This window comes from Anabaena sphaerica FACHB-251 (assembly GCF_014696825.1).
GTDB lineage: Bacteria > Cyanobacteriota > Cyanobacteriia > Cyanobacteriales > Nostocaceae > RDYJ01.
This window is the reverse complement of record NZ_JACJQU010000009.1, coordinates 68,030-83,442: the sequence shown is the minus strand read 5'-3', so window position 1 is coordinate 83,442 and position 15,413 is coordinate 68,030. Positions and strand designations below refer to the sequence as shown.

At 39.0% G+C, this 15,413-nt stretch carries 13 protein-coding genes; 5 read left to right on the top strand and 8 right to left on the bottom strand.

The features are described 5' to 3' along the window. Nucleotides 1–126 precede the first annotated feature (126 nt). Nucleotides 127–423, top strand: a complete 297-nt coding sequence (locus tag H6G06_RS16005; RefSeq protein ID WP_190561816.1) for an acylphosphatase — start codon at nucleotides 127–129, stop codon at nucleotides 421–423. A 212-nt stretch (nucleotides 424–635) separates the two neighbouring features. Here H6G06_RS16005 and H6G06_RS16000 read toward each other — a convergent pair whose 3' ends face one another. Further along, nucleotides 636–1,421 (bottom strand): dienelactone hydrolase family protein, encoded by a 786-nt coding sequence (locus H6G06_RS16000; RefSeq protein ID WP_190561814.1) that lies wholly within the window; start codon nucleotides 1,419–1,421, stop codon nucleotides 636–638. Between the two features lie 248 nt (nucleotides 1,422–1,669). On the opposite strand from H6G06_RS16000, the gene H6G06_RS15995 reads away from it, so the two are divergent. After that, nucleotides 1,670–3,781: a M3 family metallopeptidase gene (locus H6G06_RS15995; protein WP_190561812.1), complete on the top strand. Its 2,112-nt coding sequence runs from the start codon at nucleotides 1,670–1,672 to the stop codon at nucleotides 3,779–3,781. 537 nt (nucleotides 3,782–4,318) lie between these two features. Here H6G06_RS15995 and H6G06_RS15990 read toward each other — a convergent pair. Continuing rightward, nucleotides 4,319–7,399, bottom strand: a complete 3,081-nt coding sequence (locus H6G06_RS15990) for a CHAT domain-containing protein (RefSeq protein WP_199306750.1) — start codon at nucleotides 7,397–7,399, stop codon at nucleotides 4,319–4,321. Nucleotides 7,400–8,385: 986 nt separating this feature from the next. Between H6G06_RS15990 and H6G06_RS15985 the strand changes: the two genes are divergently transcribed. Continuing rightward, a complete protein-coding gene (locus H6G06_RS15985; protein WP_190561810.1) occupies nucleotides 8,386–9,237 on the top strand; it encodes a universal stress protein in 852 nt (283 codons plus the stop codon). 122 nt (nucleotides 9,238–9,359) lie between these two features. Here the strand turns inward: H6G06_RS15985 and psbM are convergent, their stop codons facing one another. From psbM to H6G06_RS15960, 5 genes are all read right to left on the bottom strand, one after another. After that, entirely contained in the window at nucleotides 9,360–9,473 is a 114-nt protein-coding gene (gene psbM / locus H6G06_RS15980) for a photosystem II reaction center protein PsbM (protein ID WP_190561808.1), read from the bottom strand. 117 nt (nucleotides 9,474–9,590) lie between these two features. Then, on the bottom strand, nucleotides 9,591–9,887 hold the full coding sequence (locus H6G06_RS15975) for a 2Fe-2S iron-sulfur cluster-binding protein (RefSeq protein WP_190562005.1): 297 nt from the start codon (nucleotides 9,885–9,887) through the stop codon (nucleotides 9,591–9,593). 185 nt (nucleotides 9,888–10,072) lie between these two features. Beyond that, nucleotides 10,073–10,210, bottom strand: coding sequence for a photosystem II reaction center protein K (locus H6G06_RS15970; RefSeq protein WP_006195022.1), 138 nt, complete (start codon nucleotides 10,208–10,210; stop codon nucleotides 10,073–10,075). Between the two features lie 127 nt (nucleotides 10,211–10,337). Continuing rightward, entirely contained in the window at nucleotides 10,338–11,480 is a 1,143-nt protein-coding gene (gene tgt, locus H6G06_RS15965) for a tRNA guanosine(34) transglycosylase Tgt (RefSeq protein ID WP_190561806.1), read from the bottom strand. Nucleotides 11,481–11,614: 134 nt separating this feature from the next. Further along, the gene (locus tag H6G06_RS15960) at nucleotides 11,615–12,067 is read right to left on the bottom strand and encodes a hypothetical protein (protein ID WP_190561804.1); all 453 of its coding nucleotides are present in this window, start codon (nucleotides 12,065–12,067) and stop codon (nucleotides 11,615–11,617) included. Between the two features lie 211 nt (nucleotides 12,068–12,278). On the opposite strand from H6G06_RS15960, the gene cobS reads away from it, so the two are divergent. Both cobS and H6G06_RS15950 read left to right on the top strand, forming a co-directional pair. After that, the gene (gene cobS / locus H6G06_RS15955; RefSeq protein WP_190562003.1) at nucleotides 12,279–13,043 is read left to right on the top strand and encodes an adenosylcobinamide-GDP ribazoletransferase; all 765 of its coding nucleotides are present in this window, start codon (nucleotides 12,279–12,281) and stop codon (nucleotides 13,041–13,043) included. A 229-nt stretch (nucleotides 13,044–13,272) separates the two neighbouring features. Then, on the top strand, nucleotides 13,273–13,755 hold the full coding sequence (locus H6G06_RS15950) for a hypothetical protein (protein WP_190561802.1): 483 nt from the start codon (nucleotides 13,273–13,275) through the stop codon (nucleotides 13,753–13,755). Between the two features lie 335 nt (nucleotides 13,756–14,090). On the opposite strand, the gene chlP is transcribed toward H6G06_RS15950, so the two are convergent. Continuing rightward, complete coding sequence (chlP, locus tag H6G06_RS15945; RefSeq protein WP_190561800.1) at nucleotides 14,091–15,347, bottom strand: geranylgeranyl reductase; 1,257 nt, start codon at nucleotides 15,345–15,347, stop codon at nucleotides 14,091–14,093. Nucleotides 15,348–15,413 lie beyond the last annotated feature (66 nt).

The window sequence follows — 15,413 nt, the reverse complement described above, 5'->3', positions numbered from 1 at the left end:
TTTTTGGAGGAACTATAAAATAATTAAAATTCTCAGTTTAGTTCAAAAGTCAACTAGAAATCGTAAAATATTAGTGCAGCAAGGCCAAAATGACTATACAGTAAGAATTTGAAAAAAGATTAAATTATGCAAAGTACTGCACCACTACCAAAACTAATCCGCGCCCATGTTTTCATTACTGGCCGAGTTCAAGGGGTGGGCTATCGCTACGCCACTGTAGATACTGCTACCCAGTTGGGCTTAACGGGTTGGGTGCGAAATCTCCCCGATGGTCGAGTGGAAGCAGTGTTTGAGGGTGCTAGAGAAATTGTAGAAGAAATGGTGCGCTGGTGTCATGCGGGTCCACCTGCGGCAGTGGTAAAGGAAGTGCTAGTTGAGTCTGAACACCCAGAAGGATTGCGGAGTTTTGAAGTGAGGCGTTAGCCGCTATTTTTAAGCTATTCTGGTGATCAATTCCCAAATTTGATACAGTTTCTTCCTGTGGCTTTAGCCAGCGATCGCCACTTATCACTAAGATTTAGTAATATTCAACATATTTAGTTATGGCACAATGTTTTCAGAGCTTAATATGTTTATACAAGTCTCAAAACCCGGATTTGACAAGCTACCGGGTTGTTGATGAGGTCTAAAGATTTTTAACGAAAGATTTCCGCAAAGAATTGTCTCATAGCCTGCCAAGAACGCTGATCTGCTTTTTTGTCATACAGTGCGCCTTTGATTTCACCTTTATAGACTGGATTGGTGAAAGCATGAACCGCACCACCATAAGATATTAATTGCCAGTCTACACTAGCCTGACGCATTTCATTTTCAAAACCTTGAAGTTGCTCTTTTGGCACAAAAGGATCATCTGCACCATGCAAAACTAATACCTTGGCTTTGATATTTTTCGCATCTTCCGGGTTAGGGGTGTCGAGGTTGCCATGAAAACTAACTACACCAGCGATATTCGCACCACTCCGAGCTAATTCTAAAACTGTACCACCACCAAAACAGTAGCCAATAGCAGCAATGCGTTTATTATCAGTCAGAGAAAAATTAGTTAAAACTTTTAAACCTGCATTGGCGCGTTCCCTTAATAATTTCCGATCCTGGCGATAAATTGTAGACTGTGCTGCTGACTCTTGAGCATTTTTGGGTCTCACGCCTTTACCATAAATATCAGCAGCAAAAGCAACATAACCTAGCTTTGCTAACTGCTCAGTCCGTTGTTTGGCATAAGACTGCAAGCCATTCCATTCATGAACCACTAACACACCTGGACGCTTACTCTTGATAGCGTCATCATAAGCTAAATAACCTTCTAAAACTGTGTTGCCGTGTTTATATTCGATAGTCTTTGTTCTAATGGCTCCTAGTACGTCTGTAGAAGTTAGCAACACAACTACAGGTGTAAACAGAACAGAAAGGAGAATTTTCATGAGGCTGTAAATAGTAAAACACTGATCATGGTAAATTATCCATGGAAAACCATCAAAAAACCCAGCTAGGCCTTATCTATGCCTTATAAGTTACTGCAAAAATTTTGCTTCTGCTTTCTGGCTGATTTTTATGAATTGATAAGAATGCCATTCTAGCAAGGCTAAATTGTGTAGTCACGGTACATTATTAGTTATATAAATAAAAGTCATTGTTGTTCCGCCTATTGATTGGCTACTAACATAAAACCATGAGTGCAACTGCTACTATTTCTCAAAATCCCCTACTCCAAGGCGTTGGGCTACCTCCATTTGCAGATATTACACCGGAGCAAGTAGAACCCGCATTTAAACATTTGTTAACAGAATTACATAAACAACTAGCTATATTAGAAGCTAATGTACAACCTACCTGGAGCGGTTTAGTAGAACCTCTAGAAAAATTGACAGAAAGGCTGTATTGGAGTTGGGGTATACTGAACCATTTAATGGGTGTTCAAAATAGTCCTGATTTACGGATCGCATATCAGAAGGTTCAACCACAAGTAGTGCAGTTTATTAACACCCTGGGACAAAGCAAACCTATCTACAAGGCTTTTAAAGCCCTCCGTGCTAGTGATACCTGGGAAACCTTAGAATCAGCCCAGCAACGCATTGTTGAAGCAGCTATTAGGGATGCAAAGTTGTCTGGTGTGGGTTTGGAAGGAGAAGCAAGAGAGCGTTTTAATGTTATTCAAATGCAGTTAGCAGAACTGGCTACCCAGTTTTCTAATCATCTTTTGGATGCTACCACAGCCTTTAGCTTGGTTTTAACAACTAAAGAAGAAATCGACGGTTTACCCAGCAGCTTACTCAGTTTAGCTGCCCAAGCTGCTCGGATCGCAGGGGAAGAACAGGCCACCCCAGAAAATGGACCTTGGCATATCACATTAGACTTTCCTAGTTATTTTCCCTTTATGCAACACAGTACCCGTCGGGATCTGCGGGAAAAATTATATAAAGCTTATATTACCCGTGCCTCCTCTGGGGAGTTAAATAACAACCCTTTAATTGAAAGTATTTTACAGTTACGACAAGAACTGGCAGAGTTACTGGGCTTTGAAAATTTTGCCGAACTCAGTTTAGCTAGTAAAATGGCTAAGAATGTCCCAGCGGTGGAAAAGCTGTTAGAAGAACTGCGCCAAGCTAGTTATGATGCTGCTGTTAAAGATTTAGAAGCACTTAAATATTTTGCAAAATATCATGGAGCAGTAGAAGCAGATAATTTGCAACATTGGGACATCAGCTTTTGGGCAGAACGTCAAAGAGAAGCAAAATTTGCTTTTACTGAAGAGGAATTACGTCCTTATTTCCCTCTTCCCCAGGTTCTAGATGGGTTATTTGGTCTGATTAAACGGCTATTTGGTGTGACTGTTACCCCAGCAGATGGTCAAGCCCCAGTTTGGCATGAGGATGTACGTTATTTTAAAATCTCTGATAAATACGGTAATGCGATCGCCTACTTTTATCTAGACCCCTACAGTCGTCCTGCGGAAAAACGTGGTGGTGCTTGGATGGATGCTTGTATTCATCGTAGCAAAATTACAGAACGAGGTGTAACTAATATCCGCTTACCTGTGGCTTATTTGATTTGTAACCAAACTCCCCCAGTGGATGATAAGCCTAGTTTGATGACTTTTGATGAAGTAGAAACATTGTTCCACGAGTTTGGACATGGCTTACACCATATGCTCACCAAGGTGGACTATACTGGAGCGGCAGGTATTAATAATGTTGAATGGGATGCCGTGGAATTGCCTAGTCAATTTATGGAAAACTGGTGCTATGATCGCTTGACTTTGTTTGGTATGGCTAAACACTATCAAACAGGGGAACCACTACCAGAACATTATTATCAAAAGCTTTTAGCAGCCCGTAATTACATGAGTGGTTCGGCTATGTTACGCCAAGTTCACCTCAGCAGTGTAGACCTGGAACTACACTACCATTATCGCCCTGGTAGTGATGAGACTCCTGTAGATGTACGTCAACGCATTGCTAAAACTACTACTGTTTTACCACCACTGCCTGAAGATGCTTTTTTATGTGCATTCGGTCACATTTTTGAAGGTGGTTATGCGGCTGGGTACTATAGCTATAAGTGGGCAGAAGTTCTGAGTGCGGATGCTTTTGCTGCTTTTGAAGAAGCTGGTTTAGAAGATGAAGAATCAATACACACTACTGGTAGGCGTTACCGAGATACGGTGTTAGCTATGGGTGGTAGTAAACACCCAATGGAAGTTTTTCAAGCCTTCCGGGGTCGGGAACCGAGTACAACTGCTTTACTTAAGCATAATGGCTTGTTGGCTGCTGTCAAAAATTAGAGGTAGGTTGGGTTAGCGATCGCGTAACCCAACAAAAGTACGCAGCTTCTACCTAACGGCAGGCTACGCCCTAAGCGCAGCCATGTCCGCAAGGCTTTGTAATTAACATTTGTACCGTATGGCTACACCACCCAAGCTATCGGCTGAGGCTCACGGAAGCCTCATTTACCTTCAATATGCTGTATTTAAAATCTTTAGTAACGTTGGGTCAATACTTGTCGGTTAAGCTCAAAAAATGAAATTATGTAGGTTGGGTTGAGGAATGAAACCCAACATTTACAAGGGTTTGTTGGGTTTCACTTTGTTCAACCCAACCTACAAAAATCCTTAACCGAACAGTATTGAACGTTGGGTTTCCTTGGGTCAACCCGACTTTCTCATACTACTAAGTAACTTGGCACAATTAAATATAAAACCTCTCTCCAAACCTCTCCCCTACCAGGAGAGAGGCTTTGACTCCCCCTTCCCTAGCAGGGAAGGGGGTTGGGGGGTTAGGTTTATATTATATTTTTTAACGCCCACTTACTTACTGACTATTTACAAACCATTGCCAATTAAAATAAATGCTGCCCAATAATAAGGATGTGTGAATTCACTTTTATTGCTGTCAGTTAATAAGGCAAGTTGGGCTTTGTGTAATGCTTCTGCTTTGGTGACGTTCCCTACTTTTAATACTTGATAAAATTCATTCATTAAGGCTTGTGTTCCCCCATCAGAAACACTCCATAAAGAAGCTACAGAGGCTTTTGCACCTGTGAGTTGGATCTGATATCCTAAACCCAGAATTTCTTGCCCATTACCTAATTTTTCACCTAAGCCTGTTTGACAAGCACTCAAAACTACTAAATCTACATTTGGCAAAGACCAATTTTCAATATCTCGCAGGGTTGCTTTATCTCCATCTCCAAAGATAATAAATGAATTTTCTGGTTCACCACTCACAAGTAGTCCATGTGTTGCCAAATGTACGATTTTATAATCATTCATCTGGGGAATTGTAATTTTAGGAGTAAATTCATTATCTAATAGTATTTTTGTCCCTGGAATTGTTTTAGCTAGATTTTCTACTTCCACTTTGGCGAATTCTAAACCGCTAAATTCTGCTTGACGTTCGCTTCCCAACTTGACGGTATATTTTCCTTTTGTAAAAGCTGCTGCCAAGGTGTGCAGATTTTTTTGAGGTTTGTTATCTAATTTGGTCAAACTTGCAGAGGTGATATTATTGATAATAAATCTCTGTGCTAACCAATTCTTTCCATCATATAATCCTGCTAAGGGAATATATCTTAATCGGTCATCGGGCGCATAAATGATAGCTTTTGCGTCAGCTTGTTTGAGGTCATTTTCTATGGGTTTAATAAGATAATTGTATAATTTATTGGCTGTTTCTTTGGCACTCTTGCGGGGATTAGTTATGCTTTGCCTAAATTCTGTAATTAGTTGATTTAATTCTGTTTTTTTAATTTGTACTGTACGATGAATGGGTGGTGCATCTGCACTAACTATGACTAATTCTAATCGATCATCTAAAACCAAGGGATAAAGTAATACTGCTTTTTGGTTTAATTGCCTTAAATTATCTCGAATGGAGTTAAGTTGACGTAAGTTGATGTTTTCCTGTCCTGTGCTGACAGATAATTGCTGAACTAATGAAACTACAGATGGACTTTTGCTAAATTTATTAAATTCGGCTGTAATTGTTTGTTCTAGTTTCACTAATTCAGAAATGCGTTTTTCTTGGGTTGCAGTGCGATTTTTTTGAGGAATTTTCCGCAGGTTTGTAAGTTCTTTACCCAAGGATATAGCTTTGTCTTGAATAGCACTATATTTTTGACTAATTTCTTGTTCTTGGGGTTTGAGCGGGACTGTTACTGTGGAAGTGGTTGTTATTTTTTCGGGACTTCTTTGGTTATTGTTAGATATATTATTGGTTTTTGAAGGACTTCTTTGACTATCACCCATGAAATCAGTTACTTCTTGAATTTTCAGTAAATCTAAAACTTCTTGCGCTTCTGCGGGACGATTTTGTTGCAATAATAAATCTGCAAGTTTTCGATATCTTTCTGAGACGGTTTCTGTATAAGACTTTTGGATATTTGTGGGAATGAGGCGCAGGTTTTGGCGGATGCTTTCTGTGATATTTACTGATTGTTTGTAAAATGCGATCGCTAGTTGTGGTTGCTTTTGAGTAGATAGCACATCACCCATAAATTTTAGGGTTGCAGATTCACTCACTTTATCACTAACTTCTCGATGTATGGCTAAGGCTTGTTGATATAATTCTAAAGCTTGAGCATCCTGCTTTTGTTGTTGGTAAACTTGTCCTAAATTACTAATTGTTACCCCTTCACCTGTCCTATCTCCAATTTCTCGATAATTAGTTAAAGCCTGTTGGTTTAACTCTTTGGCTTGGTCATATTTACCTTGGTTTTGGTAAATGCGTCCGATATTATTTAAGGTGAAAGCAATTCCTGATTTATAGTTATTATCTTTGTATATTTTTAAAGCTTGTTGATATACATTTAGAGCTTGATCATACTTACCTAATCCTAAATATATTTGTCCAATATTACTAAGATTTAGTGCTTCACCTTGAAATTGAAAAGAATCTTTGCCAAAGGCATCACCAACATTAGCACGACTGTTAATTTGTTGTAAAACTTGGGGATTATATCCTAAAGCACTATATAGTATTTCTATGTCTCTTTGAGTTACATTTTTATATTCACTGTTGTTAATCCTTTTGTAAATAGCTGCTGATTTTTCTAATGATTCTAAGGCTTTTTGATATTGACCTAAGTTAAAATAAACTCCTGAGACATTATTCAAAATTGCTGCTTCTAAACCCAGATAACAAGTCAATTTTTCTTTGTAGCAAAAATCTTGAACCGTATTTAAAGCTTGTTGATAATTATCTAATGCTTCAGCATAGTTACCCAAATTCAAGTAAACTACACCAATATTATTCATTATTTCGGCGCTACTAATGCGATCATTATCTGCTTTTTGCATTACTAAATTTTGTTGATAAAAATCCAACGCTTTTTGATATCGTCCCGAACGGAAATAAACAGCACCAATATCAGACAGCAAGGTTTTTTCACTGTTAGCATAGCTGTATCCCTTGGGATTTGCAGTTTTAATTTCTCGGAGAATAGCTAAAGCTGGTTGATAAAAATCCAGTGCTTTTGAATAATTATTCAAATTAACATAAGTTTCTGCTATGTAAGAAAGGGGTATCCATTCATTTTCTCTGTCCCTATTTTTGCGACGAATAGCTAAAGCTGGTTGCAAAAAATCCAATGCTTTTTGATATTCTCCTTTTTGCAAATACACATAACCAATATTAAGCAGACTGTTAGCTTCTCCGGCTGTGGCTTTGTATTTTTTGAAGATAGTTAACGCTTGCTGGAATATTTCTAAACCTGCGTTTAATTCATCTAAGCTAACTAAGTCTTTATAAACAATTCCTTCGCCTTGACTATTTAAAGTAATTGCTTTTGTAATTTCTTCTTCAGATGTTGTAGTTGGTGCTTGTGCTAGAAGTGTTTGGGAATGGGAAAAAATAAAATATGGAGAACCTAAAGAAATCAGTAAAGTTGCAACAATTAAACGCATTTGTATTAGCCTATTGTTTAGGGAATGGGGAATAGAAACTTCCAAATACTCAACTTCAAATATTTACAGCATATTACAGGTACATGAGGTACAGATATTAATGTTAAAACCCTTATAATGTGGGTATGTTGCCCGCTCTTGTGTACCACTCTATGAGCAACTACAGCAGATTGCAGGTAAATGAGGTACAAACAGGAATAATAAAAACTCTCGTGGCGCAGGCATCTTACTCGCTATGATTTTACCTCACTCAGATGAAATCCGCTGTATGTTGTAATTAGGGTTGCACCTACGTGATATTTATAGCATCTTATTTTGATAAGAGCAAAAACTTCGGAGTAGATTCGATGTTACTACGGGTATCCATTATCATCATCAATCACAGGTGATATCGAAAATTTCTATATTCAACTGTGGGAAAATAAATTACGTTACCAAAATTTGTCTCCCTGTACTCACCCTCTTGCCTATTCGTTGTTGGGAGCCACTTCAAGGTGAAAATCTGCTATTTAAAATTTATTTATGATTAGCATCAGACTTTATAATTAAATTAATTAAAGTTAAATTTTCTGTAAAGCATAATTTAATTTCACAAATTGTGTAGTTATTCTAAACCTAATAAAATTTGATTATTTTTAAGAATTCTTAACTAATTTCTAATTAAAAAAAATAAATATAGATTAAAAATCATAACTAACATCACATTTCGTAAAGTTTATTAGGCTAAATTGAGAGTATGCTTAATCTATCGAAAGCCTAGTTGCAATTTTAAGTAACTAAGCGCAAACAAACTTAAAGTTTTATTAGCTTTTTGCTTATTGGTTAATTTTAGTTGTAATGACTAAAGACTAATAACTAAAAACTAATAACTAAAGTTAATTTGTGCCTATTTACTGACTAGTTTTTTGAGCGCAGTTGAGAACATCAGTTCTGATGCTCAGTACTAGCAGCACAACCCACAGAAACCTTAAGAACAAGTACGGACGATGATACAAAAAATTTTGCTGGCTGTCTCTGGACTAGGACACGCAGAAGAAATGATGAAGACATTGAAAGAAATGCCATCTATCCAATCTGCAAAAGTTACAGTGCTGCACGTTGTACCCCCACAAAGCACTGCGGCTGCAATGACAGATAAATGGGAAGAAGGTGGTAAAATTCTAGCTAATGCGATTCAGTCTTTAGATTTAGATCCTAGCCGCGTTTCTTCTATTTTACGACAAGGTGATCCCAAAGATGTGGTTTGTCAAGTAGCTGATGAAATGGATGCAGACTTGATAATTATGGGTTCACGAGGACTGAAGCGGCTACAATCAATTTTAGCTAACTCTGTCAGTCAGTATGTTTTCCAGTTATCTTCTCGTCCGATGTTGCTGGTTAAAGATGACATTTATGTCAAAAGAATTAAGCGCATTATGGTGGCCATGGATAATTCTGATGCAGCTAAAAATTGCTTGAATTTAGCTTTATTTTTACTCAGAGGCGTAACAGGCGGCCAGTTAATTTTGGGTAATATCAATACAGATTTAGGCGGCAAATTATCAGGAATCACTGATATCAAGCCAGAAAAAAATTCGGTTTTAGGAAATGCCGTTGCGGAAGCTGAGAAACTAGGTATTCCTGTGCGTTGTGTAACTAGCAGTGGTAAACCTGGAGAAGAAATTTGCCGTTTAGCTGAAGAACTGAATATAGACTTATTAGTGCTGGGTTCTCCAGATCGTCGTCCATCTATTGCTAAGAGTTTTGTTGATTTAGACCGACTTATTGGTGCTTCTTTGTCTGACTACGTGCGAGTTAATGGGACTTGTCCAGTCTTGTTAGTACGGACAGTAGCATAAATTAGGACTGGGGACAAATCAATTCAGAATTGCAAAACTCCAGCTTCCTGCCTCCTGCCTCCTCCCAAATAAAAACCCTCTCCACCAGTGGTGCAGAGGCTTTTTATTTTATCACCAAACTATTAGTTTTTTCCACCTTCGCGGCTGGCAGTTTGGATGTAAAGAATTAATAAAAACACGGCAGGAACAAGCACAAATAAAATGCTTGCTACGAACCCCAGGTCATTAACTTGCATGGCAAGATAGCCTCTCTATAATTGATTTCTAGTCAACAGTTTTAGAATAGCATCATCGACGACAGAGTTATCTCAAATTTTCTGCTTGTGCAAATACTAAGCTTTAGTTCCACAAACTTAAGGTTTGGTACGGACACTAATAGGTCCGTTAACTAGGGTTTGACAGGCTAGGCGATAGTTATCTGGCTTGTTCTTAAACTTTCGCTTTTCTACATCGGTGCGGGGTGATAGGTTTTCCAGTCCTTCCACTATTTCGACAATACAAGTGGCACATTGTCCGTAACCACCGCAGTTGGTCATTTTTCCCCAGACTTTATAAATATCAATACCATTTTCCATTGCTTTGAGTCGGAGGTTGGCACCGTCTGCCGCCACTACTTCTTTATTCTCTTTGACAAATTTGATATTTCCCATCATCGATTCCTTTCTGAGTGCAAGTGTGGCTTTTGGCTTATTATTGGTCAAGCTCGTTACATTATTTTACTTAATTAAATGAATTTATTGCAAAATATTAAGAAATACAAATTTTAGAGAAGATAATGTCACAAAAAATAGGACAGGTGTATAATACCTGTCCACCAAAATCATGATAGATTAATTTACCTGAAACCAACGGCTGCTTGCCAAACGAAAGCAAGCAACAAGAAGAAAACAGGAATTACAGGGAGAACATCTACCAAGGGGTCGAAGATTTGGTAAGCTTCAGGCAGTTTTGCTAATAAAAGTGCGGCTTCCATGTTTGTTTATATCCACCTAATCCAACACAGCTTTCATAATTGAGAAGTATCTTAACATGGTTTGGTAATTAGTCAGTTGTCATTAGTCATTAGTCATTAGTCATTAGTCATTGGGTTATTAACTTTTTCATCTCCCCCTGCTCCCTGCTCCCTGCTCCCCATCATCTTCATCTTTCAGCCAGTGGCCAAAGTCTGTAACAAAGCGATCGCTCAAAATTGATTCTCGAATTTTTTGGGTAAAGCGGATTAGTTCGGTGATGTTGTGAATACTCAATAAGGTATAAGCCAATATTTCCTGCGATCGCACTAAATGGGAAATGTAAGCACGAGTGAAATTTTCACAAGCATAACAAGGGCAAGTTTCATCTAAGGGGGTAAAATCTTCACGAAACTTAGCATTTTTTAAGTTCCATCTTTCACCCGATACGATCGCTGTTCCATGTCGCGCCCATCTGGTGGGAATTACACAATCAAATAAATCTACTCCAGAAGCGATCGCAATAGCCATTTCTCGATAAGTACCCACACCCATCAAATAGCGCGGCTTATCATGTGGTAAAAGTGGGGCTGTGGTTTTCACAATTTCTGCCATTAACTCTGGTGGTTCACCCACACTCACCCCGCCAATGGCATATCCAGGCATATCTAACTTTGCCAAAGCTGACGCAGCACGGGCGCGTAGATCCAAATACACGCCTCCTTGCACAATGGGAAACAATGCCTGATCATCTCGCTGATGTGCCACTATACAACGTTCTAACCAGCGGTAAGTCCTATCTGTCGATGCTTCTACCTCTTGACGAGTTGCTGGATAGGGTGGACATTCATCAAAAGCCATAATCACATCCGCCCCTAAAATATTTTGAATTTCTATGGAGCGTTCCGGCGTTAATTTAATAATTTGCCCATCATGAGGTGAGCGAAAAGTCACACCTTCCTCTGTAATTTTTCGCATTTCACTCAAGCTGAAAACTTGGAAACCACCGGAATCTGTGAGCATCGGACCATTCCAGCCCATAAATTTGTGCAGTCCACCACCAGCGGCAACAATCGCTTCTCCCGGTTGCAGATGCAAATGATATGTATTAGATAAAACCATTTGCGCCCCTGTATCCTTGAGTTGAGCAGGGGTAATAGTTTTCACATTTGCTAGTGTTCCCACAGGCATAAATCTGGGAGTTTCTACAAGTCCATGAGGGGTAGAAAATACACCTGCTCTGGCTTTTGTCTGACTACAGGTAGCTAGAAGTTGAAAAGAAAAATTGGGCATTAGTCATCTGTCATTAGTCATTGGCCATTGGGTTAGATTTTTTCCTAAGTTACAATTCCTAGTACCTAGTACCCAGTGATTAGGGGTCAGACCCTGCTATATACTACCGCTCCAGTGGGTATATTATTTTTAAGTTAAAAGCAATCAGAACAATCATCATCAATTTCTGCATCCCATCTAGCTGATAGCACCTGCTCCATCATAGCTTCTATAGCTCCGGCATTAAATTGGCGATCGCATCGTTCCTGCAAGGGTGTAGAAAGGGGAATCAGGCGCAAACAAAACTCTTCTTGGATTAAATCAAAGTATGTTTCCTGTTGGGGCGATTGTTTTAGTTCTAGATAGTCAAAACTATATATATTCAGATATAGAGCATTGTTGGCGACTAATGTAGACCTTTGCGGATGGGTAAATACTTCCATCACATCTCCGTCACCCTCGCTCAGTAGCTTGTTTTCTTGGGTGTAGATGTAGTGGACTCGACCTAAATCAGTCAGCAGTCGGCGGATGTCGAGCTTATTCACAATTACGCCAGTGTTCACAATACACGGGGCTGGTATCCTGGTGTTGGGTAGATGATGACTCATAGAGAAATAGCGATTTAGGGAAGGTGAGTGACAACACAGCTGAAAAGTCAATTGCCTAGCTTTTTGACTCCCTACATTTCCAAAATATCAACTTTATATGGTGATCGTCCATGAAAACTACTCAATTTCATCTGACTTTTTACTGTAAGTTTTGATTCTGTATCGTAATGACCACTTTTTTGCTATGGTAAATTTCCATCAACTGTGGCAGTTGTGCAAACAGCAATTGTTATATGTCATTGCATCAGTAATTTTCTATACATCTATTCCTCTGCCCTACATCAACGGCTTAGAGTTCCAGAAGGTAGCGTATTTTGCTCCGGCTTTGGGGTTGATGATTGGCGGAAGTTTAGGTTTATTTGATGCAACAATCAATTGCTTGGGCATACCAGTATTAACTCGTAGTGCTTTGATAGTAATAGTTTGGATAGCAATTACAGGTGGGCTACATTTAGATGGAGCAATGGATACTGCTGATGGTTTAGCCGTAGGTGATCCAGAAAGACGTTTGCAGGTCATGGCTGATAGTGCTACAGGTGCTTTTGGGGCAATGGCAGCTGTAGCTATTTTACTACTGAAAACAGCCGCTTTGGTAGATATTTCAGAAAATCGCTATTTATTACTAATGGCCGCTTGTGGCTGGGGACGTTGGGGACAACAAGTAGCTATTTGTCGATATCCTTATCTTAAACCTACTGGTAAAGGTGCGTTTCATAAACAAGCGATTCGTTCTTACACAGATTTGTTACCAAGTTTATTTTTATTGATAGGTTTGAGTGGTTTAGTTTGGTTAATCAATCCCCAAAATCTATTTTTATCTATAGGAATGCTACTTTGGGGATGTGCGATCGCTCTTCTAACCGCAGCTTGGTTTAACTATAAATTAGGTGGACACACAGGAGATACTTATGGTGCTGTAGTTGAATGGACTGAGGCTTTGTTTTTGTGTGTGATGACTGTTTTAGGTAATGGGTAATGGGTAATTGATAAAACTAATCACTAAATATTTAGGTGCATAGAATAACATTTGTTTGTTTATAAATGAGTATTATCTTTGCTTATTTAGAGATAAAGTATAAGTCTAATATAATCATTTACTCCGCATCATTGCAGAAACAAAACATCAAAGCTGTGTTATTTTCACCAGTCGAACTAAACCCACTCAACTCACCTTACTGGAAAAATGGTCATTATCGGTGCGTTGTTTGAGGTTACTTGGTTCTTCAGAAATAGCCTTTTCCCTGCTAGAATCACAACAACTCCTGGGAACAGAACAACAAAAGTATAAGTTATGTGATTTATATGGTAATAATCCGCTCATAATTAAAATTATTACTCATACAATTGTAGAATTATTTAATAGTGATGTTGAAAAATTTCTTGCACAAAATACTCTATTAGTTAGTAATAAAATTCATAGTTTACTGGAACAGCAATTAAATTTTCTCTCAACATTAGAAAAACAAATAATGTACACTGTTGCAACTCATCAGCAGCCAGTAACAATTAATTATCTAATCAATAAATTACCTCATATTTCCATATCTCATCTTTTCCAAGCAATAAAAAATCTATATTCACGTTGTTTAATTGAGAAAACAGCAGGTAAATATACCTTACAACCCTTGATTATAGAATATGTGCAGAATAATTTTCACCAAAATCTTGACCCGTTTATGAATTTTTAGTAACAGCAAGCCAATAGTCAAAATATTAATAGTAGGGGTTTAGCATTGCTCAGTAGTGTCACCTTAAGCTAAATATGGCTTATCTGTTCGCTTCCACACCCACCAGGGAATTTATTCCCTGTCTCATAGCTCAAGTCCGTTAAAACGGACTAATAAATTTTCCTAATATTTAGTCATCTTCAGATGACTTTCGCTATTAGCAAGGAACTTGAGTTCCTTGCGGGATGGGGGCTTTACGTTTAGTTGACAACAATCAGCTTTTGCTAAACCCCTACACCAATCAGGATATCCAGGAGTGAGAACAAAAATAAATATTCTCTGTCACCTGTCACCTTTTAAGGTGCAAGGGCGTTACCACGCAACAAACTAGCAATAGTTTTGGCAGTAATTTTGAGTTGAGTGATAGGATTAGCGGGAACCACAGTTTTATACAAATAGCTATCAAAAGTTAGCCGTTGTACATCCATGTCATCACACATTTCTACAAATGCTTCGCGGGTAGCATCGGAACGATAGAACACGGTTTGGAGAATATCCAACACCTTGTAGGTGAGTCCGTATTTCTTATCCCAACGCTTCAGATAAAGTTTCAGTTCTTTTTCTGTAGGGATACGCGCACCACTGTTAGAAACTTCCACAATGGTTTCTGCACACATCCGTCCAGACTTAGCCGCAAAGTAAATACCTTCACCAGAAGACTTGGTAACGTAACCAGCAGCATCACCTACTAAAGCAATGCGACCAACTACACGACGAGGACGGGGATGTTCCGGGATGGGATGTGCCTCTACTTTGATGATTTGACCACCAGCCAGTTTTTCGGTAGCACGAGCGCGAATACCAGCTTGCAACTGCTTGATGCTGGCTTTGTTAACTTGCATTGTTCCTGTACCGACGGCTACGTGGTCATATTTTGGGAAGATCCACGCGTAGAAATCGGTAGAAACATCATTACCTACATACATTTCGGCCATGTCGTTGTAGTAGGCCATTTTATCTGCGGGTAGGCGAATCCGCTCTTGGAAAGCGATCGCATAATTGTAATCCCCAGCATCCATTTCTTTTGCAATGCGGGAATTTGCCCCATCAGCCCCGATCACTAAATCCACTTTCAGGGTTTTAGCAATACCTTGCGCTCCACCTTCATTATGGTCAACATAATGGATTGTATAGGGGTCAGTATTGTTTGTAGGTATATCAAGTTTATGAACGGTGGCGTTAATTAACGTTGCACCTAGTTTAGCCGCTCGGTTCCTTAAGAAACCATCTAAAACCTCACGGCGGCACATTCCTATATATTCTTCTTCATTTACCAGATTGATATCTACCTCACGGTTAGAGGGAGAAATCATTTTCATCTTCCGCACTCGACGGTCAATGATTTCTGGAGGTAGGTCAAACTCACTCACCATACACAGGGGAATAGCACCCCCGCATGGCTTGGCGTTATCTAGCTTGCGCTCAATTAGGTAAGTTTCAATTCCAGCTTTTGCCAGTGTCTCAGCAGCAGATGAACCAGCTGGGCCTGAACCCACAACAGCAACCCGTAGTGTCAAAGGTTTTCTCCCAATCTTCACATTTACCGAAAGCATCCTATCATGGACTTTCGGCTGATATTGCGCTTAAGTTCAAGGTTTTGACATAATTGCAATATTCCT